Origin of the sequence: Streptomyces purpureus, from assembly GCF_014648195.1 — a bacterium.
GTDB lineage: Bacteria > Actinomycetota > Actinomycetes > Streptomycetales > Streptomycetaceae > Streptomyces > Streptomyces purpureus.
In genome coordinates, this window is record NZ_BMQQ01000027.1 from 78,762 (window position 1) to 100,372 (window position 21,611).

Here is a 21,611-nt window from a genome sequence, read left to right on the forward strand (position 1 = left end):
AACACGACGAAGGCCCGGATCCTCCTGGATCCGGGCCTTCGTCGTACACCGAGCCGGTGCCCGCGTGGAGCCGTCCGGTGTCCTCCGGACGGCCGACGGCGGCTCGCCGCCCGGCGCGGCTTCGGCCAGGGCGGGTGGGGCGCGGTACCGTCCGCAGCCGAGGGCGCACCGGGCCGGCCAGGGAGAGCACAGGTGGGGCAACGATCGGCGGACGAGGACCCGAGCGAGGTGGCCGGCGGGCCGGACCCCCTGACCGGGAACGGCGGTGAGGTGCGGCCCGCCGCGGCCGCGCGGCGGTTCATCCGCGCGCTGCCGTCGCTGGCCATCGTCGGTGGTGTGGTCTTCGACCTGGCCACCCCGGCGTCGTTCACCGCGGCCCCGATGTTCTCCGCCGCCCCGCTGATCGCGGCGCCGTTCTTCTCGCTGCGGACGACTCTGTTCACCGGCATCGCCGCCGTCATGGCCGGCGTCGGGCTGCACCTCTACAACAGGACGACCACCGACGTACCGGCCCTGACCGAGACCCTCACCGTGTTGACCGTCTCCGCGCTAGCCCTGCTCATCAACCGGGTCGTGCGGCGCAGTGGGGAGCGGCTCGCCTCCGCGCGGGTGATCGCCGAGGCGGCGCAGCGGGCGGTGCTGCCCGCGCCGGCCGAGCGGATCGGCGGGCTCCAGATCGCCGCGCGGTACGAGGCGGCGCAGGCCGACGCGTTCATCGGCGGTGACCTCTTCGCGGTGCAGGACACGCCGTACGGTGTGCGGCTGGTGGTCGGGGACGTACGGGGCAAGGGGCTCGACGCCGTGGAGGTCGTGGCGATCCTGCTGGGCGCCTTCCGGGAGGCCGCCGAGCAGGAGTCCACCCTGGAGGGGGTGGCGCAGCGCCTGGAGCGGGCGCTGGCCCGGGAGGGCACGCGGCGGGACGACCTGGACGCCTTCGAGGGGTTCACCACGGCGGTGCTCGCCGAGATCCCGCGCGGGGGCGGGGTGGTGCGGGTGGTGAACCGCGGGCACCCCGAGCCGCTGCTGCTGCACGCCGACGGGGCTCTGGAGATGCTGGAGCCGAGCGACCCCGCGCTGCCGCTGGGCATGGGCGCGCTGGGGAGCTGGCCCGACCGGGCGGACGAGGCGCCGTACCCGCCGGGCGCGACGCTGCTGCTCTACACGGACGGGCTGTCGGAGGCCCGGGACGCGGCGGGGGAGTTCTACGATCCGGCCGTGCGGCTGGCCGGGCGGATCTTCCCGGGGCCGGGTGCGCTGCTCAACGCGCTGGTCGACGACGTACGGCGCTACACGGGCGGCGGCTCCACGGACGACATGGCCCTGCTGGCGGTGAGCCGGCCGGGGCAGCGGCAGCCGGAGCGGCGCACGACGATGCCGGTGGTGGGCGGTAGCGGTCCGTAGCCGAAGCGCACCGCTCCGCATAACATTTGACGAACGATCAGATTCCGTGGGGTTTGGCGCCTGAGGCTGAAGGGGGCTCAAGTCGCCCAGTTCGCACACCTTGTGCGGGGTTTGTCGAGGTCAGAACCGTTAACGATCAAGAGGAACGGCTTGGAATAAGAGCCCCGTGTCTATTAACGTTCGATAACGCAGTGCGGTCGTCCCAGCCGTCGCAAGAGGCGGCACCGTGCGCACGCGCCGAATCCCGCAAGGGAACCGGGGAACCACCACATTGGGGTGAATCGGGTCGAACGTGACCCGTAGGAGACCTTCCTGCTCCGAACCCGTCAGCTAACCCGGTAGGCGAGAAGGAAGGAAAGGAGTACGCCTCCGTGGCGTCCAACAGCCCTGCCCCCGAAGCTCCCTTCGACTCGTTCGGTGCCTCGGGTGCCCCGGGCGCGGACGCGAACACGCAGGAGTGGGGCGAATGGAACCCCACCGAGGACTCCGTACGGCCCGTGCGTGGCCGGCACCGCATCGCCAAGCAGCGCTCCAACTTCGCCCGTAGCTCCACCGTCCTCGGCGTCGGTGTCATCGCCGCTGTCGGCGCGGGCGGCATGGCCACCGCGCAGGACAAGCCGCCGGTCTCCATCTCGCTGCCCGACCTGCCGGACGCCGTCACCGACAACCTCCCGGACCCCGCCTCCCTGCCGGGCGTCGGCTCGCTGATCGCCGACGAGGACGCCACGCCCGAGCCGCGCAACCCCGCGCCGCTCACCTCCGCCTCCCTGACCACCAACCCCGACGGCGGCGAGGAGCGGCAGCCGGAGGTCGCCGGCGCGGACGCGGGCGAGGTCCTGCGCGCCCGGATCCTCCAGCAGGCCGAGCAGCAGCAGGCCTCCGCCGACGCCGAGGCGAAGGCGGCCGCGGAGAAGGCGGCGGCCGAGAAGGCCGCGGCCGAGGCGCAGGCCCAGAAGACGGCGGCGGCGAAGGAAGCCGAGGCGGCGAAGAAGAAGGCCGAGGCGGAGGCGGCGGCGAAGGCGGAGGCCGAGCGTCTGGCCAAGCTCGCCGAGAGCTACGCGCTCCCGCTCTCCTCGTACACGCTCACCTCCACCTACGGCCAGTCCGGCTCCATGTGGTCCTCCGGCCAGCACACCGGCCTCGACTTCGCGGCGCCCACCGGCACCCCGCTCAAGGCCGTGCACGGTGGCACGGTCAAGTCGGCGGGCTGGTCCGGCTCGTACGGCTACCGCGTCGTCCTGGAGCTCGGTGACGGTACGGAGATCTGGTACGCCCACATGTCGTCGATGACCGTCTCCGCCGGGCAGACCGTGGCCACCGGGGACACCATCGGGCGCGTGGGCGCGACGGGCAACGTCACCGGCCCGCACCTGCACATGGAGGTCCACACGGCCGGCGGCGCCGGGGTGGACCCGGCGGCCTGGCTGCGCGACAAAGGCCTGTCGGTCTGACCTGACTCCGGTCCGACTCTCGTCCGACCCCTCGTCCCGTCCGCTCGGTGTGACGGGAGTCTGGAATAGGGGCCCTTGGGGTCGGTGTTGTCCAGCCCATGACTTCTCCGCGCCAGCTGGGCACCTCCGACCTCCACGTTTTCCCCCTCGCTCTCGGCGGCAACGTCTTCGGCTGGACCGCGGACGCGGCACAGTCCTTCGCCGTCCTGGACGCGTACGCCGCCGCGGGCGGCAACTTCGTCGACACCGCCGACCTCTACTCGGCCTGGGCGCCGGGCAACGAGGGCGGCGAGTCGGAGACCGTCATCGGTGACTGGCTCGCGGCGCGCGGGAACCGCGACGACATCGTCGTCGCCACCAAGGTCGGCGCGCACCCCCAGTACAAGGGCCTGTCCGCCACGACGATCAAGGCCGCGGCCGAGGCGTCCCTGCGCCGGCTCCGTACGGACCACATCGACCTCTACTACACGCACTTCGACGACCCCGAGGTCCCGGTCGAGGAGATCATCACCGCGCTGGACCAGCTGGTGAAGGAGGGCAAGGTGCGCGCCATCGCCGCCTCCAACCTCACCGCGGCGCGGCTCCAGGAGTCCCTGGACTTCTCGGCGCGCGAGGGCCTGGCGTCCTATGTCGCCCTCCAGCCGCACTACAACCTGGTCTCGCGGGACACGTACGAGGGCGAGCTCCAGAAGACGGCCGAGCGGGCCGGCCTGGCCGCCGTGCCGTACTTCGCGCTCGCGTCCGGCTTCCTCACCGGCAAGTACCGCCCCGGAGTGACGGTCGACAGCGCCCGCGCCGAGGGCGCGCAGGAGCACCTGGAGACCGAGCGGGGCCGCGCGGTCCTGGCCGCCCTGGACACGATCGCCCAGGAGCGCGGCGCCGAGATCGCGACGGTGGCCCTCGCGTGGCTCGCCGCCCGCCCGACGGTGGTGGCCCCGATCGCCTCGGCGCGTACGGTCGAGCAGCTCCCGGCGCTGCTGGCTCTGGCGGAGCTGGAACTGACGGAGGAGGAGCGGGCGACGCTGACGGCGGCGTCGGAGTAGGAGACGGGCGGGGGCGCGTCGGGGAGGTATCGCGGGGCGGGGGCGCCGCGGGTCGAGGGCGGCCGGAAGTATCGCGGGGCGGGGGCGCCGCGGGTCGAGGGCGGCCGGAAGTATCGCGGGGCGGGGGCGCGCCGCGGGCCGGGGGTGGCCGGGAAGGTATCGCGGGGCGGGGGCGCGTCAGGCGCGGTACATGGCGGAAGGCGGGGCGCGTCAGGCGCGGTACGGGTTGTACGCGCCGTCGTAGTCCAGGTGCGGCGGCGGGGTCCACACCCGGCCCGTCGCCCGCGCCGCGTACGTCAGCGAGGGGCCAGCGACGGCCTTGCGCTGCCAGAGATGGTGCAGCAGCTCCTGCTCACGCGCCATGAAGTCCGGGCCCGCCGCGCCGCGGTGGGCCCGGTGGCGCAGGAACGCCAGGGTCGTCGCGAACGCCTCGTACTCGACGACCGCGCGGGCCGCCGCCGGTCCGTACGTCCGGGCCGCGAAGTCCCGCGCCATGCCCCGCGCCCGCATCGAGGAGAGCGCGAGCGGCTCGGCGGGGGAGAGCCAGCCGGCCGCGGCGTAGGCGGGCAGGGCGCCGGATATCGTGCGCAGCTCCCGCTGCCGGCTCCATATCGCGAGCCAGGTCAGCAGCCCGAACGCCGGGACCATGAACGCCCCGTAGACGGCGTAGAAGCCCCAGGGCCCGAGGAGGGACGCCGAGCCGTTCCACAGCGCGTGCATGCCCATGGCGAGGGCGAGACCGACTATCGGCAGCAGGGTGCGCAGGACGCGGCGGCGGCGGGCGAGCATCGCCGCGACGCCGAAGCCGATGCCGGTGAGGACGGTGAACAGCGGATGCGCGAAGGGTGACATCACGATCCGTACGAAGAAGGTCGCGGCGGTGACCGAGCCGATGCCGCTCGAGCCGAACTCCTGGTCCTCCCCGAAGGCGTTGCCGAGGTAGAGGATGTTCTCGGTGAAGGCGAAGCCGGTGGCGGTGAAGCCGGCGATGACGACGCCGTCGACCAGGCCGCCGAACTCCCGTCTGCGGAAGAGGAAGAGCAGCATGATCGCGGCGGCCTTGCCGCTCTCCTCGACCACGGGAGCGATGACCGTGGCGCCGAGGGTGTCGGCGGACGTGGGGTCGGCGGTGGCCGTGGCGATCCAGCGGGTGGCGAACGTGTTGGCGACGATCGCGACGAGAGTGGCGGCGAAGGCGCCCCAGCCGAACGCGAACAGCAGATTCCGCCAGGGGCCCGGCTCGACCCGGTCGAGCCAGCGGAAGGCGGCCATCAGCAGCGGTACGGGGAGGGTGGCCAGGCCCAGGCCGACGAGGAAGCCTTCTGTGCCGGTCTGCTCGCGGACGAGCGCGAGGAGGACGAGGCCGCAGAGGGCGAGGACGGTGAAGACCGCGACGAGCCGCACCACCTTGCTGCGCCAGAACGCGCGCCGTGGGACGTACCGCCAGTGGATGCGCTCCGGAACGGCAGCGAACGCCGGCTCGGCCTCGTAGGCCGGGACGGCGGGCTGATGCTGCGCAGATGACTCGGACACCTGACGACCCTAGCGAGGCCCACTGACAGGCGCGACGGACTTCCGCGGCTCGCGGTTACTTCCGGCGGAAGAGAAGGTCGTGCACGACATGGCCCTTGTCCAGTCCCTGGCCCTCGAAACGGGTCAGCGGACGGAAGGCCGGGCGGGGGGCGTAGCCGCCGTCGGGCACGGTGTTCTCGAAGTCCGGGTGGGCGGAGAGCACTTCGAGCATCTGCTCGGCGTACGGCTCCCAGTCGGTGGCGCAGTGCAGGACGGCGCCGGGCTTCATTCGCGTCGCGAGGAGGGTGAGGAACTCCGGCTGGATCAGACGCCGCTTGTGGTGGCGCTTCTTCGGCCAGGGGTCCGGGAAGTACACGCGGGCCCCGTCGAGGGCGTCGGGCGTCAGCATCTCGCGCAGCAGGATGATCGCGTCGCCGTTGGCGACACGGACGTTGGACAGCCCGAGCCGGTCGGCGAGCCCGAGGAGGTTGCCCTGGCCGGGGGTGTGCACGTCGACGGCGAGGATCCCGGTGTCGGGGTCGTCGGCGGCCATCTGCGCGGTGGCCTCTCCCATCCCGAACCCGATCTCCAAGACGACCGGCAGCCCGCCGAACATCTCCTTGAGATCGAGCACCCGCTGCCCGTCGATGTCGAGCCCCCAGCTCGGCCACAACTTCAGCAGCGCCTCAGCCTGCCCGGCGGTGACCCGACTGCGCCGCGGCTGAAAACTCCGAATCCGCCGCTCATGATGCGACCCCGCCGGATCGGGCGACGGCCCTTCCCCAGGCGCGAACATCCGACTGCCCCGCCGGGCGGGGGCGGGGTGGACGGAGGGACCGGGGGGCGCGGTTTCACGGGGCTCAGACACAGTGCCCCCAATTCTACGGGCGGCGGTGGGCGCGCTCCGCGCTGGCGGATGGCCCCCCGGACGCGCGGCGCGTGCCCGCCCAGACGCCCGCCTCGCGGCGCGGAGCCGCCGCCCCGGGGCCCGACGACGCCACGCCTCGCGGCGCGAAGCTGCCGCTTGCGGGCGCGGCCGCCAGTCGGCCGGGCCGACGCCCTCGCCTCGCGGCGCGGAGCCGCCGCCTGGGTCTGGCCCACAGCGCTGCAGCTTGTGGGCGTGTCCACGCCCCCTCGCGGCGAGAAGCTGCCGCCTGAGGGCGAAGCCGTCCGCCGGCCACGCCCGCGCCTCACGACGCGGAGCCGCCGCCTGGGCGCGCCCCGCCGTGCCTCCCTCGCCTCGCGGCGCGAAGCTGCCGCCCCGGGGGTTTCGGGGGCGCAGCCCCAGGTCTCGTCAGAGTTTCGGGAAGGGGTGGGGTGGGGAAACCGCCCCGGCCGCCGCCTACAGCGCCGCCAACGCCCTCCGCGCAATGTCCCGCCCGATCGGCAGCGACGCCGTCGCCGCCGGGGACGGCGCGTTCAGAACGTGCACCGTGCGGGGGGCCTCGCGGATCAGGAAGTCGTCCGCCAGCGTCCCGTCCCGGAGTACCGCCTGCGCGCGGACGCCCGCCGCCGTCGGCCGCAGGTCGGACTCCTGCACGGCGGGCAGGAGCCGGCGCACGGCCGCCGTGAACGCCTGCTTCGAGAAGGATCGCCGCAGCTCACCCGCCCCGTACCGCCAGTGGCGCCGCGCGATGGTCCAGGAGCCCGGCCAGGCCAGGGTCGAGGCCAGTTCCCGGGGGCGTACGACCGTCCAGTCGTAGCCCTCGCGGGCCAGCGCGGGCACCGCGTTCGGACCGACGTGGACGCCGCCGTCGATGCCCCGGGTCAGGTGCACCCCGAGGAAGGGGAACGCCGGGTCCGGCACCGGGTAGACGAGGCCCCGCACCAGGTCCGGGCGGGTCAGTTCGTAGTACTCCCCGCGGAAGGGGACGATCCGCATGCCCGGGTCGTCGCCCGCCAGCCGCGCCACCCGGTCGCACTGGAGCCCGGCACAGTTCACCAGGATCCGGCCCCGCACGATCCGCCCGGCCGCCGTCCGCACCGCCACCCCCCACGGCCGCCGGTCGATCGCGGTGACCTCGGAGCCGTAGTGGATCTCGGCCCCGGAGGCGTCCGCGAGCTGCGCCGCCACCGCGCCGTAGTCGCAGATCCCGGTCGTGCCGACGTGGATCGCGGCCAGGCCCCGCACCTGCGGCTCGTACGCGCTGATCTGCGCCGGGCCCAGCTCCCGCACCGGAATGCCGTTCTCCCTGCCGCGCTGCACCAGGGCGTGCAGCCGGGGCAGCTCGTCCCGCTCGGTGGCGACGATCAGCTTGCCGGTGACCTCGTGCGCGATGCCGTACTCGGCGCAGAACTTCACCATCTCGGCCGCGCCGCGCACGGCGAAACGTGCCTTCAGGGAGCCGGGCCGGTAGTAGATGCCGCTGTGGATCACGCCGCTGTTGCGTCCGGTCTGGTGCCGAGCGGGGCCGGCCTCCTTCTCCAGGACGGTCACCCGGGTCCCGGGCGCGGCACGGCTGATCGCGTACGCGGTCGACAGACCGACGATCCCGCCGCCGATCACCAGCACGTCGCAGTCGAACACCGAACCCACCTCCCACCCCGAATAGTGCACTGGCCCACTGACAATGCGCTTAAACCAGGTGGGACGCGGTTCACGCCGGAGCCATCAGCAGCGGGCGGGCCCGCTCCCGCAGCTCGACGACGCGCGGCTCGTCGCCGTACGGCTCCAGGCGGTGCAGCAGGTCCCGTACGTACTCGGTCGTACGGGCTGACGAGATCCGCCCCGCCACCTCCACCGCGCGCGTGCCCGCCGCGCAGGCCGCGTCGAGGTTCCCCGACTCCAGCTCGGCGACCGCGCTCACCACCAGGCGTAAGCCGTGGGAGCGGACGAACTCCTCGGTCGGCCGGGACAGGGCCTGCTCGGTGAAGCGGCGCACCTGCCGGGGCGCCTTCAGGTCGCGGTAGCACTCGGCGGCGTCGGCGGCGAACCGGTCGTACGAGTAGAAGCCCAGCCAGGACGGGTCCGCGTCGCCTTCCCGGGAGCGCTCGAGCCAGCCCTCGGCGGCCTTCAGCGCGGCCCCGGCTGCGACCGCGTCGTTCGCCTTGGCGTGGGCGCGGGCCTCCACGAGCCGGAAGAAGGACATGGTGCGGGCGGTGGCGAGACCGCGGTTGCGTTCGAGGGCGGCCTGGGCGAGGTCGACGCCCTCGTCGGCGAAGCCGCGGTAGGTGGCCTGCAGCGACATGGAGGCCAGCACATAGCCGCCGAGCGGTACGTCGGCGGCGGCGCGGGCGAGCCGGAGCGCCTGGATGTAGTACCGCTGCGCGGCTTCCTGCTGGCCGGTGTCGAAGGCCATCCAGCCGGCCAGCCGGGTCAGCTCGGCGGTCGCGCCGAACAGCGCCCGGCCGACCTCGTCGGCGTACGAGCCGAGCAGCAGCGGCGCCGCGTCGACCCGCAGGCACTCGGGGACCATCGACGAACGCCAGTCACCGCCGCCGTACTTGGAGTCCCAGCGCCGGGCGTCCTCGGCGGCCTCCCGCAGCTTCGCCACATCGCTGTGCCCCACGCGCGCGTGGCCCCCGTCCGGGGCCTCCACGGACCGTTCGACCGACGAGTCGGCGGGTGTTATCAGCCAGCGGGACGCGGGCGTGGCGTACGCGGTGACCGCGAAGGAGCCCGCCAGGGACTGCCAGATCCCGCCACCGCCGGCGCGCCGGCCGGCGAGATCCAGCCGGTACAGCTCGGTGGCCGAGCGGACCGCCTCGGCGACGTCGCGCGGGAAGGCGAGACCCACCTCGGGCGCCGGGTCGGCGTCCGCGAGTCCGATCTCGTGCAGCGGCACCGGCCGTCCGAGCTTCTGGCCGATCGCGGCGGCGATGAGGTGCGGGGCGGCGCCCTGCGGCACCATGCCCTTGGACACCCACCGGGCCACCGACGTCTTGTCGTAGCGGAGGGTCAGACCCCGCTGCGCGCCGAGGTCGTTGACCCGCCGGGCCAGTCCGGCGTTGCTGATTCCCGCGAGGGCGAGAACCGTGCCGAGCTTTTCGTTCGGCCCGCGTTGCTCCCTGGACATGCGCCACCCCTCGACACACCGACGGCCGCCGTGACGCCAGGCAGGGGCGCACGGCATTCGTACTGCGTCCTCCCGGTGACACCCCCCGGACCCCCGGGAACTCCGGCCGCAAGAGCATGTGGCCGAGCCCCTCGGAATATGCGCCCCCTACGGAGAACAGCAGTGACACACAGCGTAGTTCGCCGCATCCCGACCGTTAAGAGGCGGTGTTCCGTATGGCGAGATTGTTGTGCGTACGGGCGGATGGTGCCCGGCCGCCGTGCTCCGGCCGTGTGGCCGTGCGCCCGGCCGTGCGCTCTCGCCCGTCGGCGGCGCGGGGCGATTCCATGAGTATCGCGTGGGTCGGCCCACTGCGCGTTGAACCAGTGGGCTGGGGGACACCGCCGCCTTCAATCCCCGCGGGCGGCGGACCGGTCCGGGGGGCGGACACCGCCTCCCGGACCGTCGTAGGCGCACCGTGCGGTTCCGCCGGGCGCCGAGAATGGCCGAATGCCGCCCATGGCCGGACGGTTTCGCGCAGCCGTGCGACCGTCGGCAACTGGCCAATGCCAGGGGCGCGTTCACTTTTTGCGCGCGCTACCCTGAGCCACTCCTGTGCGCCGTTGTCGTGGCAGCATGTTCCCCACTGAACGTGGTGAGGGTTGTCCACAGTCTGTGGAGGCGCGATGCGGTGGCTGGTCGGCTGGAGCAGTATCGCCGCACGGTTCGGTACGGCGGGCACGGTCGGAGCGGGAGCCGACGCGCGCACCGTCCACCCCGTCGGCGCACAGCTCCTGTGGGGTGACCCCGATCCGCTGTGGGCGGTCGGCGACTGGCGCCCCGACGAGGTACGCGTCGTCACCGTCGACGCACCCGCCATCACCCGCCTCGCCGTCCTCGGCTGCTGCGCCGCGGGCGACGACGAACTGCGCGCCGGACTGCTCGCCGCGCGCGGCGGCGCCCTGCGTCATCTCACCGCCTGGCCCGGCAGCTACACCGCCGTCGCCCAGATCGGCCGCCGCATCACCATCGCCGGCGACCTCGCCGGCGCGCGGCCCGTCTTCCACACCCCCTGGGCGGGCGGGACCGCCTACGCCACCGCGGCCCTGCCGCTCGCCGACCTCATCGAGGCCCAGCTCGACATCGGCCACCTGGCCGCGCTCCTCGCCTGCCCCGAAACCCCGGAGGCGCTGCGCGACTCCACCCCGTACGCCGGGGTCAGACGCGTCCCGCCCGGCCACGCCCTCATCCTGCGCGAGGGCTCCCGCGAGATCGCCGGCTACGAGCCGGTGGCCTCGCTCGCCGTCGCCGCGCCCCAGCTGGACGCGGACCGGGCCGTCGACGGCGTACGGGAGGCCCTCGTCGCGGCCGTACGGGCCCGGCTCACCGCGCCGCGGCACGCCCCCGACATCCCGCCGCCGGACCCCGGGCCCGTCCCCGGCATGGGTCCGGCGGACCGCCGCGCCGCCCGGGGCGGTCCCGCCCCCGGCATCGGCGCCGATCTCTCCGGCGGCAGCGCGTCGGGCACGCTCGCCCTGCTGGCCGCCGGGCTCCCCGGCAACCCCGGCACCGTCCTCGGCCACGGCACCGGCGCGGGCGAACGGCTCATCGCGGTCACCTTCAACGACCTCACCAGCCACGGCCGCGAGGACGAACTGGAACGGGCCCGCGCCATCGCCGCGAACCCACGGCTGCACCACGTCGTGGTCGCCGCGGCCGAGGAAGCCCTGCCGTACGCGGAGCTGGAAGGCCCGCTGACCGACGAACCCGGGCCCTCCTTGGTCACCGCCGAACGCCACCGGCGGCGGCTCGCCGCGGGCAGCGCCGACCACTTCACCGGCATCGGCGCCCGGCAGGTCCTCGACGCGCACCCCGCCCGCCTCGCCGACCTCCTCCTGGACCGCCGCCGACGGCACCTGCTGAAGCCGGTCACCGCGCTCGCCAAGGCGTCCGGGCCGTCCGCCCAGTCCTTCTTCGTCCCGCTCACGGTCTACCGCGCCGCGCGCCGCCTGGCCCGTACGCCCTACCGCACCGGCCTGGAGACGGCGGCCGACCTGCTCCTGGAGGCGAACCGCTCGGCCCCCGGCCCCTCGGGGCCGCTCGGCGCGTCCCTCGCGGCGCTGGCCTGGTCCCGGCCGGGGCCGGCGGCGCGCTGGCTGACGGGGGAGGCGCTCGCGGAGGTGTCGGTCCGGCTCAACCAGGCGGCGACCCGGCCCACTTCGGTGCAGCGGCCCGGTGAGGCACGCGCGCGTGCGGCGCTCGTACGGGCGGCGGCCGACCACCGCGTCCTGGAGCAGGCGGCGGAGATCCGCAGCCAGCGCCTGCACGCGCCCTTTCTGGACAACCAAGTCGTACGGGCCTGCCGCGCGCTCCCCGAAGCCCTCCGCGTCCAGCCGGGCGCCCGCGCGGCCGTCCTGCGCGCGGTCCTGGCCGGCGCCGGGATCCACGACCTGCCCCCCGGCTGGGGCGCGCCGTCCCACGCGACCTCCGCGGCGGCGACCCGCGCGGGCCTGAGCCTCTCCCTCCCCTACCTCCTGGCCCTCTTCGAGGCCCCCCTCCTCGCCGACGCGGGCCTGATCGAGGCCCACGTGGTCCGCCAAGCCCTCCACTCGGCCGCCGACGGCGCCCCGGTCCCCCTGGACGGCCTCGCCGACCTCGTCTCCACCGAACTCTGGCTCCGCCGCCTCCTCTCCCGCCGCGGCACCTGCTGGACCGGCCCCGACACCCCCCGCCCCCGCGCCCCCCTGACCTCCACGGCGACCAGGTGGCTCCCTTCCCCGACGGCGAGGGGTTTGCAGAGCTGAGGACCGGGGGCTTCACTCTCGAAGCCCGGCCCAGGCACGCGCCGCTCGGCTGCGGGCCACGGGCCGAAGACCCGGCCCACGCGCGCGGTGCCCGGTTGCCACCGTCGGGCAGTGCGCCGCACCTGCCCTGCGGCGCGGTCAGGCCGCGGCGCAGGGCAGGTGCCCTGGGGATTCGCCTGCTAGGGGTGGATGTCCGTGTGCGGTGCTCGGCTACGGCCGCCGGGCAGTGCGCCGCACTTGCCCTGCGGCGCGGTCAGGCCGCGGTGCGGCGCGCAGCCGCCTCCCTGCCCGGTGCGAGGGCTTCCGCGCGAAGGGCGGGTGTCCGCGCGTGCTGCTCGTCAGCCCCCGCTGGGCAGTGCACCGCATCTGCCCTACCAACACGGTCCGCCTGCGGCGCGCAGCTGCCGTCCCGACGGCGGCTGGAGCTTCGCCCCCGAGGGCACGGTGCACGTCCGCGGTGCTCGGCTGCCCGGCCGGGGGCGTGGGCTCTGCCCACGAAGGCCCCGTGCAGCGCGCGCCGCACGGTAGCCCTCACCGGGCAGTGCACCGAACCTGCCCCACCAACACGGGCCGCCCCGCCGGGGGCTGGGGGCCGGCGCTTCGCCCCGAGCCCCGTACCCCCACCCGCCCCCGGCAGGGTTTCGGGAAGGGGCGGGGTGGGGGAAAGCTCCCCGCCCAGCTCAGCCGCAGCTGATCCGCGACACCGCCCAGTCCGCCACCCCCACCCCGCCGAACCGCCCGTGCGGCTCCACGACCAGGCGGATCGACTTCTGGCCCGAGATGTCGACCCGCAGGGGCACCGCCGGCTCCCCGCCCCGGATCACCTTCGACCGCCACAGGCGTCCATCGGAGCCGTAGACGGAGAAACGCGCGGCGCCCAGACCCATGGTCATGTCGTCGACGCCGACGCGCGCCGTGTAGCTGCGGCAGGGGCGGTTGAGGTCGATGGTGACCGAGGAGCGGGTGTGCACGCTCACGCCGTGGGCGTACGACTCACCGCCGATCCGCATGCCGTAGCGCTGCCACAGCCAGCTGCTCGCGGCCATCCGGATCTCGGGCCTGGTGCCGTCGCCGGCCACGTCGTACGTGAGCTCGTTGAGCTGGAAGACGGCTGGCGCCGACGGAGGCGGGGGCTTCGGCTTCGCCGGGGAGGGGCTCGGCTTCGGGCGGAGCGGGGGCGGTTTCGGGGTCGGCTTGGGGGGCGCGGGCTTCGGCTTCGGTGTGGCCGGCGGCGTCGGCCGGGGCGTCGGAGTCGGCGCCGGCGCGGGGGCCGCGCGCTTCGGCGTGGGGGAGGGGGCGGGCTTCGGCGGGGTGGGCTCGGGCGGTGCTACGGGAACCACGACCGACGGCGTCGGCCTGGGCCGGGCCACCGGTTCCGGGTCGCCGGAGAACGCCCAGACCAGCCCGGCGGACGCGGCGACGGCCACCGCCATTGCGATACCGGCCTTCGCCGGGGCACCGAGCCCCTCGGCCGCCGCGACGGACGCCGCCCCCGAGGAGGTGGACGAGGATCCGGTCGCCGCAGCGGCCGCCCCCGCCCCGGCGGCGCCCACGGCGCCACCGGCCACGACCCCGGCCGCCTTGAGCGCGTACCCGGCGGCGAACCAGCCGATGACGGCGACCGGCAGCACCGCCGGGATCCCGGCGTTGACATGCGCCAGCTCCCCGGCGGCGAGACGGCACTTGGCGCACTCCTCCAGGTGCTTGCGCAGCCCGCGCTCGGCCCGCATCCGCAGCCCGCCACGGGCGTAGGCGCCGAGCCGGTCGGCGTAGCGGGCGCAGTCCCCGCCGGAGGTCAGCGACTGGCTCACATGGGCCTGGAGGTAGGCCTGTTTGAGCCCTTCGCGGGCCCGGCTGGCGAGCACGGCGGTGGCGTTGGCGGTCAGCCCGAACAGTGGCGCGACCTCGCTCGGCGACTCCTCCTCGACCGTGGTGTGCCACAGGACCGCCTGCCACCGCTCGGGCAGCGAACGGAACGCCTGCACGGCGAGCGACTGCTCGGCCTCGTGCATGGCGAGGACGTCCGCGCCCAGGTCGAGACCCGCGCCGAAGGAGCCGGTGTCGTCGGAGACTTCGGCGGCCCGCGCCGCATCGGTGGCGAACACCGCGAAGTCCTCGACCAGTTGCTCCCGCTTCGCCGTTTTCGTCCAGGTTGCGGCAACCCGGCGTACGGTCGTGAGCAGATACGCCCGCACGGCCTGGTCCGGCCCGGCACCCCCGCGTACCGCCTGCAGCGTCCGTGCGAAGACCTCACCGGTCAGGTCGTCGGCGGTGTGGGCGTCCCGGCAGCAGGTACGGGCGTACCGCCGTACCGCGCCCGAGTGCCGGCGGAACAGCTCCGCGTACGCGCTGTCGTCGCCGCCCCGCATGAGCTGGATCAACTCGGCGTCGGACGGCGGGAGCTCGACCGGCGGCGGGAGTACGGAGTCCTGGCGCGCCCAGTCCGCCCGCGCCGAGCCGGAGAGGCCTTCGCGCTGCGCGGGAACCCCGGTCGGCGGGCTGGTCGGAGCTCCGGAGGAACCACCGGGACCGCCCTGGTTGGGCACCTGACCGTCACCGCTCATGGCGGAAGCTCCCCTGTGCACGCAGACCGCGATTCCGGGCAAGCGTGCCACAGAGCGCGGTCCCGTCGTCCTCCTCGTCCGGCCAACCACTCATCCGGGGTGGGAAGACCGAAAGCGGGCACGAGACGTCACCCGTTCGTGGAAGCATCGGCAGACTGCGCGCGGAGACGGTGTTCCGGCGGCGGTGGCGACGGGCGGTCCGCAGACAGCCCGCCGCCGCGTCACGCCGTACCCGCTACGCGGGTCGGGAGCGCAGTCCCTCCAGCAGGATGTCCAGGAGCCGGGCCGAAGCCGCCGCCTGCTGCTCCGCGTCGGGCAGCGCGGGCGCCGCCGTGGCTATGACCAGCAGGACGTCCGCCACCGTCACATCGGCGCGCAGCTCACCCGCCTCCCGTGCGCGGGCCACCAGCTGGCCCACGACCTGAAGCAGCTCCGAGGCGCCCGCGTCGTCCTGCTCCACGGCCGGCACCCCGCGTGGGGCGACCACCCGCAGCTCCGTACGCCCCGGCTCCCCGTGCCGCTGCTGCGGCACCCGCGCCTCGTCCAGCGCACCGGACGCAGCGGACACACCAGACGCACCGGCGTCACCGAGCGGAGCGTCCTCGACGTCCACCCCCACGCGCAGTATGTGCGGCGGCAGCAGACGTCCCGCGCCGGAGGCGACCGACGTCCGCAGGAAGCGGGAGAGGGCCGACCACGGCTTCTCCTCCTGCCCGAGCGCGGCCCTGGCCTGCTCGGTGAGCCGGGAGGTCTCCTCCTCGGCTATCCGGCGCACCAGCACGTCCTTGCTGGGGAACCGGCGGTAGACCGTGCCGACGCCGACCCGCGCACGGCGGGCCACGTCCTCCATCGGCGCCCCGTACCCGAGTTCGCCGAAGACCTCGCGCGCGGCACGCAGGACGTGCTCCAGATTGCGCTGTGCGTCCACCCGCAGCGGGGCGGGACGCCCGATCGAACCGCCGCCGTGAGCCGCCGGTCCCGCGGCCCCCGTACGTCCGTTACTCAGGCCGTCCGCTGTGACGACAGCCTGCCAATGCGAATCCTGAATATGCATACAGATATCCCCCGGTCATGATGTCTCCCCCCGGAGACTCCCCTCCCTGACAGTCGGGGCCCCAGACCCGACACGCTCAGGTCGATCACGCGACGACCCGACACCCCGACGGGATACGAACATAGTTGAGTCGGAGTCAATTCAGAAGAGGCAGTTCCGCACGGTGCGCCCCCCGATCGGAGCAAGGGCCGGAACACTCCCGATTGGGCCCCCTCGCAGTACCCCCCACCCCTCCCCTGAGCTGGGCGAATTTCCACCCGATCCGGCCGTCCGCCACCCCACGCCTCCCCGGTCCGCCGGTCACACAATCTGTCGGGCCTGTGGACAAACTCCAGAGCTCGTTGCGTCATGGGACAGTGACCGAACCTGTGCGCGTTCTCGTTGTCGGCGGTGGCTACGTAGGCATGTACACAGCGCTGCGCCTCCAACGGAAGCTCAAGGCCGAGCTCAGAAGCGGCTCGGTCGAGGTCGTCGTGGTCACACCCGAGCCCTACATGACGTACCAGCCCTTCCTGCCGGAGGCGGCCGCGGGCTCCATCTCGCCGCGCCATGTCGTCGTCCCGATCCGCCGCGTCCTCGACCGGTGCAGGATCGTCATCGGGGAGGTGCAGGCGATCGACCACGCCAAGCGCACGGCCACCCTCACCACCCTCGCCACTGAGGAGGAGTCCACGGGCCCGGAGCAGATGGCGTACGACGAGCTGGTCATCGCCCCCGGCTCGATCTCCCGGACCCTCCCGGTCCCGGGGCTCGCGGACTACGCCATCGGATTCAAGACCGTCGAAGAGGCCATCGGCCTGCGCAACCACGTCATCGAGCAGATGGACATCGCCTCCTCCACCCGCGACCCGGCCCTGCGCGACGCCGCCCTCACCTTCGTCTTCGTCGGCGGCGGCTACGCCGGCGTCGAGGCCCTGGGCGAGCTGGAGGACATGGCCCGCTACACCGCGCGGTACTACCACAACGTCAAACGCGAGGACATGAAGTGGATCCTCGTCGAGGCGACCAACCGGATCCTCCCCGAGGTCGGTGAGGAGATGGGCAAGTACGCCATCCGGGAGCTGCGCGCGCGCAACATCGACGTACGTCTGGACACCCGTCTGGAGTCCTGCGAGGACCGTGTCGCCGTCCTGAGCGACGGCGCCCGCTTCCCGACCCGTACGGTCGTGTGGACCGCCGGCGTCAAACCCGCACCGGTCCTGGCCTCCACCGACCTGCCCCTCAACGGACGGGGCCGGCTCAAGTGCACGGCCCACCTCACCGTCGACGGCGTCACGCACGCGTGGGCCGCGGGAGACGCCGCCGCCGTCCCGGACGTCACCGCCGACGAGCCGGGCAAGGAGTGCGCCCCCAACGCCCAGCACGCCGTACGCCAGACCAAGGTCCTCGCCGAGAACATCGTCGCCTCCCTGCGCGGACAGCCGCTCAAGGAGTACGCCCACGCGTACGTGGGGTCCGTCGCCTCGCTCGGCCTGCACAAGGGCGTGGCGCATGTCTACGGACGCAAGCTGAAGGGCTACCCTGCCTGGTTCATGCACCGCGTCTACCACCTCAGCCGCGTGCCCACCTTCAACCGGAAGGCCCGGGTCCTGGCCGAGTGGACCCTCGCGGGCCTGTTCAAACGGGAGATCGTCTCACTCGGCTCACTGGAGCATCCCCGCGCCGAGTTCGAACTCGCGGCAGGGCCCCCCTCCGCACCTGCCAAGGTCGATCCGAAGGACGACCCGCAAGCGGATACCAAGGACGGCAAAGCGTCCGACTGACTCATTGTCAGTGCGGTCGGTCACACTGGACGTGTGACCATAGGTGGGCTCACACCTGCACAGAGTGACAGCGGCAACGACACCACGAGGCTTACAGATCCGTGAATTTCACGCGTTGGAGCGCCCGGCTCCCCGGTACGCAGCGTCGCGCCGCAGCGCGGACGGACCGCGGCTCCGTGCCCGCCGCCCGGGGTGAGTACGACCAAATGGAGCCCCTGTCCGACGACGTCCCCGCCCTCGAGGACTTCTCCGTAGGGGAGATCCTCGGCCGCCTCCCCGGCCTGGTCGCCCTCGTCTACGGCTCGGAGCACCGGGTCGCGTACGTCAACGACGCCTACGCCGCCGCGTTCGGCCCGCGCCCGGCCGGCACCCCCGCGGCCACCGGCTGCCCGGAGGCGGACGAGCTCGGCCTGCTGCCGCTGATGGACCAGGTCCTGCGCAGCGGAAAGCCACGCACCGTCAAATCCCGCCGCACCCAGGACGGCGGCTCGTACACGGTCACGTGCCTGCCCGTGGACACCCCGCGCCACGGCGGCGGCGTCCTGGTCCACGCCGCCGACGTCACCGACCACGCCGAGGCGGCCGAGCGGCTGCGCGCCAGCGAGCGCCGCCACCGTGAAACCGCCGTCACCCTCCAGCGCTCCCTGCTCCCCCAGGAGCTGGAGCAGCCCGACGACCTCCGGATCGCCGCCACGTACCAGCCCGGCGGCACGGACGCGGCCGTCGGCGGGGACTGGTACGACGTGATCACGCTCGGCGCCGGCCGCACCGCCCTCGTCATCGGGGACGTGATGGGCCGGGGCGTCCGCGCGGCGGCCGTGATGGGCCAGCTCCGCACCGCCGTCCGCGCCTACGCCCGGCTGGACCTGGCGCCCCACGAGGTCCTCCAGCTCCTCGACGGCCTCGCCGCGGAGATCGACGCCAGCCAGATCGCCACGTGCGTCTACGCCGTCCACGACCCCAACGAAGGCCGTCTCGTCTACGCCTCCGCCGGCCACCTCCCGATCCTCGTCAGGGACGAGGACGGCTCGGTCCGGCGCGCCGAGGAGCCGACCGGCCCGCCGCTCGGCACCGGCGGCTGGCTCCACAGCTCAGGCACGATCGCCCTGCCGCCCGGCTCCACCGCCGTCCTCTACACCGACGGCCTGGTCGAGCGGCGCCGCGAGGACATCGACGAAGGCGTCGCCGCCCTGGAAAGGGCCCTGGCCGGGGCCACCGGCACCCCGCAGGTCGTCTGCGACCGGCTGCTGCGCGCCCTCGGCGTCACGGCGGAACACGACGACGACGTCGCCGTCCTGGTCCTCCAGCACCCCTCCCGTACGGGCCCGGACGCCGAGCTCTTCCACAACGCCGCCCTGGAACTGCTCGGCGGCGTCGAAGCCGCGCCACGCGCGCGTGCCTTCGCCTCCGGGGTCCTCTCCAGCTGGCGCTTCCCGACGGAGCTGCGCGATCTGGGCGTCCTCGCCACCAGCGAGCTGGTCGGCAATTCGCTCCAGCACGGCACCCCGCCCATGCGCCTGCGCCTGCGGCGCACGGACCGCCGGCTGATCATCGAGGTGACGGACGGCGACGACCATCTGCCGCGCCGCCGCCGCGCGGAAACGGAGGACGAGGCGGGTCGCGGAATCTCGATCATCGCGACGATCGCCTCGTCCTGGGGCAGCCGCCGCACACCGGGTGGCGGCAAGGCGGTCTGGTGCGAGTTCGCCCTGCGGGACTAGGCCGACGCCTCGACCCTCTGCTCGGGCTTGTGCTGGGCCACCACGCGCGACGCCTTGGCGGCCAGTGACGGCTGGTCCTGCACCGGCGTGAGCTGCCGGCCCATCCGCAGCGCCAGCACGGTGATGCCGAGCGAGAAGAGGATGAACGTCACGATGTACGGACCATGCAGCGCGGCCCCCATTGGCCCGCCCACGGCCGGACCGACCGCCAGCGCGAGCTGCTTGACCAGAGCGAAGGCGGAGTTGTACTGCCCCACCATCGACTCCGGCGCCAGATCGGCCACCAGCGGGGCCACGGTCGGCGACAGCATCGCCTCACCGAGCCCGAAGAGGGCGTACGTGGAGATGAAGGCGGCGGTCGCCATGGTCTGACTGCCGTGCCCGAGCCCCGCGTATCCGGCGATCACCCACGCCGCGGCCCAGATGAGCCCCACCGCCGCGATCACCCGGGTCCGCCGGCGCCGCTCCACGAACCGGAGCACCACGAACTGGGCGACGACGATGACGGCCGTGTTGGCGGCCAGCGCCATCCCGAGCGTCGCCGGCTTGATCCCGGCGGCCTCGGTGCCGTACGCCGCGAGCCCGGACTCGAACTGTCCGTAGCAGGCGAAGAAGAGGACGAAGCCCAGCACACACAGCTGCACCATCGCCTTGTGCCCGAGCAGCGCCCGCATCCCGCCCTTGGCCTCGGTGTTCTCGGGCCGTCCCCCCGGCAGAGCGGGGGACCCGGGCAGCCGCACGGACGCGGCGATCCCGGCGAGGACCAGGAACATCACGGCCTCGATCGAGAACAGCAGGGTGAAGCTGGAGGGGCGGCTCTCGTCGACGATCTGCCCGCCGATGAGGCCACCGATGCCGAGCCCGAGGTTCTGCAGGAAGAACTGCGTGGCGAACGCCCGCGTCCGGGTCGACGCCGACGAGCACCAGACGATCATCGTCGCGAGCGCCGGCTGCATGACAGCCGTACCGGCGCCGAGCAGCGCCGCCGACAGGACCACGGTCGGGACACTGCCCGCGAGCCCCATCCCGAGCGCGCCGACCGATGCCAGCACCGCGGCGACCAGCAGCACGGGCAGCGGCCCGCGCCGGTCGATCGCCCGACCACTGAAGGGGAGGACGACGAGCGCGGCCATGGCGAAGACGGCAAGGACGGCACCGGCCGTCGTCGCACCCAGATCCCGAACCTGCGCCACGTACACATAGAGGTACGGCACGGTGAAGCCGAGCCCGAACGCGCTCAGCGCGCCACCTGCCTGAATCCGGCGCATCGCTGCGCCCCTCACCTTGGTCACACTCACCCACTTCTGATCTGAAGGACTGAACCCTGAAGACTTCAACACTAAAGTTCGAGCCTTAACAATACACATCGAAGGACTTCAACGCCAACGGCAGTCATGGGATACTCGCCGCATGTCCGACACCCCCGAGCAGCCCGGCACGCAGTCCCTGCAGGAGCCGAGCCTCGACGAGCAGATCGCCGCCTACCAGCGCGAGTTCCGCGACCTCGACCCCCAGGTCGAGAAGGTGGTCTCCGCCCTCGGCCGGCTGAACCGACGGATGAACGTCGCGTACGGCCGCCAGGTCGCCGACCTCGGCATCAGCAACGCCGAGTGGGAGGTCCTCAAGACGCTCGTCCTGGCCGGAGCCCCCTACCGCCTGGGCCCCGGCGAACTCGCCAAGCGTCTCGGCCTCACCCCGGCCGCCATGACCCACCGCATCGACCGCATGGCGGGCGAGGGCCTGGTGACCCGCGACCGGGACGAGAACAACCGGGTGCGGGTGATCGTCGAGCTGACGGACGAGGGCCGCGCGAAGTGGCTCGAGGCCATGCGCATGGCGACGGACTTCGAGGAGGAGCTCCTCCAGGACCTGTCGAGCGACGAGCGCGGCGTCCTGGGCGAGCTGCTGATCCGCCTCCTGCGCCGGGTGGAACACGCCCAGCCGGACGCGGGCGGACGCCTCACCGACCTGGACTGAGGCGAGTGAGGGGCGGAGTTGACACGCCCCTGCCGGATACGTAGTGTTCTCCGAGTTGTCACGGAGCCGGAACGGTTCTGCGACAGCCATCCCGCCGCGAATGCGGCACCCCAACTCAGCACGATCTCCCAACCGGGACGAATTTCGGCATGCCGAAATTCATTTCGAAGACTCGATTATGAGTCGCCCGGGAAATCCGCTAGAGTTTGGGACGTCGGAACGGCCCAACAGCCGGAAAGACAACTCCCGCTGACTGGGAATCAGGCCCGAAAGGATCTGATAGAGTCGGAACCGCCGGAAAGGGAAACGCGAAAGCGAAGAACAGC

General features: G+C 73.4%; 14 protein-coding genes and 1 riboswitch. Of the genes, 7 read left to right on the forward strand and 7 right to left on the reverse strand.

The window, feature by feature from the left end:
• Window positions 1–228 precede the first annotated feature (228 nt).
• The 3 genes from IEZ01_RS27470 to IEZ01_RS27480 all read left to right on the forward strand — a co-directional run bounded on the left by IEZ01_RS27470 (window position 229) and on the right by IEZ01_RS27480 (window position 3,895).
• On the forward strand, window positions 229–1,401 hold the full coding sequence (locus IEZ01_RS27470; RefSeq protein WP_373287672.1) for a PP2C family protein-serine/threonine phosphatase: 1,173 nt from the start codon (window positions 229–231) through the stop codon (window positions 1,399–1,401).
• Window positions 1,402–1,626: 225 nt separating this feature from the next.
• A riboswitch (cyclic di-AMP (ydaO/yuaA leader) is annotated at window positions 1,627–1,761 on the forward strand.
• An 11-nt stretch (window positions 1,762–1,772) separates the two neighbouring features.
• Entirely contained in the window at window positions 1,773–2,852 is a 1,080-nt protein-coding gene (locus IEZ01_RS27475) for a M23 family metallopeptidase (RefSeq protein ID WP_189204312.1), read from the forward strand.
• Between the two features lie 98 nt (window positions 2,853–2,950).
• On the forward strand, window positions 2,951–3,895 hold the full coding sequence (locus IEZ01_RS27480; RefSeq protein ID WP_189204314.1) for an aldo/keto reductase: 945 nt from the start codon (window positions 2,951–2,953) through the stop codon (window positions 3,893–3,895).
• 210 nt (window positions 3,896–4,105) lie between these two features.
• On the opposite strand, the gene IEZ01_RS27485 is transcribed toward IEZ01_RS27480, so the two are convergent.
• The 4 genes from IEZ01_RS27485 to IEZ01_RS27500 form a co-directional block, all read right to left on the reverse strand.
• A complete protein-coding gene (locus IEZ01_RS27485) occupies window positions 4,106–5,428 on the reverse strand; it encodes a PrsW family intramembrane metalloprotease (RefSeq protein WP_189204316.1) in 1,323 nt (440 codons plus the stop codon).
• 55 nt (window positions 5,429–5,483) lie between these two features.
• Window positions 5,484–6,275 (reverse strand): tRNA (guanosine(46)-N7)-methyltransferase TrmB, encoded by a 792-nt coding sequence (gene trmB, locus IEZ01_RS27490; RefSeq protein WP_063828506.1) that lies wholly within the window; start codon window positions 6,273–6,275, stop codon window positions 5,484–5,486.
• A gap of 474 nt (window positions 6,276–6,749) precedes the next feature.
• Window positions 6,750–7,934 (reverse strand): L-2-hydroxyglutarate dehydrogenase, encoded by a 1,185-nt coding sequence (gene lhgD, locus IEZ01_RS27495; protein WP_189204318.1) that lies wholly within the window; start codon window positions 7,932–7,934, stop codon window positions 6,750–6,752.
• A 70-nt stretch (window positions 7,935–8,004) separates the two neighbouring features.
• Complete coding sequence (locus IEZ01_RS27500; protein WP_019887577.1) at window positions 8,005–9,423, reverse strand: NsdA family TPR-like regulatory protein; 1,419 nt, start codon at window positions 9,421–9,423, stop codon at window positions 8,005–8,007.
• A gap of 665 nt (window positions 9,424–10,088) precedes the next feature.
• Between IEZ01_RS27500 and IEZ01_RS27505 the strand changes: the two genes are divergently transcribed.
• Complete coding sequence (locus IEZ01_RS27505) at window positions 10,089–12,206, forward strand: asparagine synthase-related protein (RefSeq protein WP_189204320.1); 2,118 nt, start codon at window positions 10,089–10,091, stop codon at window positions 12,204–12,206.
• A gap of 680 nt (window positions 12,207–12,886) precedes the next feature.
• On the opposite strand, the gene IEZ01_RS27510 is transcribed toward IEZ01_RS27505, so the two are convergent.
• Complete coding sequence (locus IEZ01_RS27510; protein ID WP_189204321.1) at window positions 12,887–14,770, reverse strand: sigma-70 family RNA polymerase sigma factor; 1,884 nt, start codon at window positions 14,768–14,770, stop codon at window positions 12,887–12,889.
• A gap of 235 nt (window positions 14,771–15,005) precedes the next feature.
• The gene (locus IEZ01_RS27515) at window positions 15,006–15,824 is read right to left on the reverse strand and encodes a TetR/AcrR family transcriptional regulator (RefSeq protein WP_028797710.1); all 819 of its coding nucleotides are present in this window, start codon (window positions 15,822–15,824) and stop codon (window positions 15,006–15,008) included.
• 404 nt (window positions 15,825–16,228) lie between these two features.
• Between IEZ01_RS27515 and IEZ01_RS27520 the strand changes: the two genes are divergently transcribed.
• Window positions 16,229–17,587, forward strand: coding sequence for an NAD(P)/FAD-dependent oxidoreductase (locus IEZ01_RS27520; RefSeq protein ID WP_019887573.1), 1,359 nt, complete (start codon window positions 16,229–16,231; stop codon window positions 17,585–17,587).
• Between the two features lie 101 nt (window positions 17,588–17,688).
• Window positions 17,689–19,308 (forward strand): ATP-binding SpoIIE family protein phosphatase, encoded by a 1,620-nt coding sequence (locus tag IEZ01_RS27525; protein ID WP_189204323.1) that lies wholly within the window; start codon window positions 17,689–17,691, stop codon window positions 19,306–19,308.
• On the opposite strand, the gene IEZ01_RS27530 is transcribed toward IEZ01_RS27525, so the two are convergent.
• Window positions 19,305–20,600 (reverse strand): MFS transporter, encoded by a 1,296-nt coding sequence (locus IEZ01_RS27530; RefSeq protein ID WP_189204325.1) that lies wholly within the window; start codon window positions 20,598–20,600, stop codon window positions 19,305–19,307. The two genes, IEZ01_RS27525 and IEZ01_RS27530, sit on opposite strands and share 4 nt — an antisense overlap.
• A 118-nt stretch (window positions 20,601–20,718) precedes the next feature.
• On the opposite strand from IEZ01_RS27530, the gene IEZ01_RS27535 reads away from it, so the two are divergent.
• Window positions 20,719–21,285 carry a MarR family winged helix-turn-helix transcriptional regulator gene (locus IEZ01_RS27535; protein ID WP_019887570.1) on the forward strand — a complete coding sequence of 189 codons (567 nt, stop codon included), beginning with the start codon at window positions 20,719–20,721 and terminating at the stop codon, window positions 21,283–21,285.
• Window positions 21,286–21,611 lie beyond the last annotated feature (326 nt).

Coding starts and splice junctions, on each gene's coding strand:
- IEZ01_RS27480 (WP_189204314.1), top strand. CDS start 2,951: ATGACTTCTCCGCGCCAGCTGGGCACCTCCGACCTCCACGTTTTCCCC.
- IEZ01_RS27500 (WP_019887577.1), bottom strand. CDS start 9,423: ATGTCCAGGGAGCAACGCGGGCCGAACGAAAAGCTCGGCACGGTTCTC.
- IEZ01_RS27505 (WP_189204320.1), top strand. CDS start 10,089: ATGCGGTGGCTGGTCGGCTGGAGCAGTATCGCCGCACGGTTCGGTACG.
- IEZ01_RS27510 (WP_189204321.1), bottom strand. CDS start 14,770: ATGAGCGGTGACGGTCAGGTGCCCAACCAGGGCGGTCCCGGTGGTTCC.
- IEZ01_RS27515 (WP_028797710.1), bottom strand. CDS start 15,824: ATGCATATTCAGGATTCGCATTGGCAGGCTGTCGTCACAGCGGACGGC.
- IEZ01_RS27520 (WP_019887573.1), top strand. CDS start 16,229: ATGTACACAGCGCTGCGCCTCCAACGGAAGCTCAAGGCCGAGCTCAGA.
- IEZ01_RS27535 (WP_019887570.1), top strand. CDS start 20,719: ATGTCCGACACCCCCGAGCAGCCCGGCACGCAGTCCCTGCAGGAGCCG.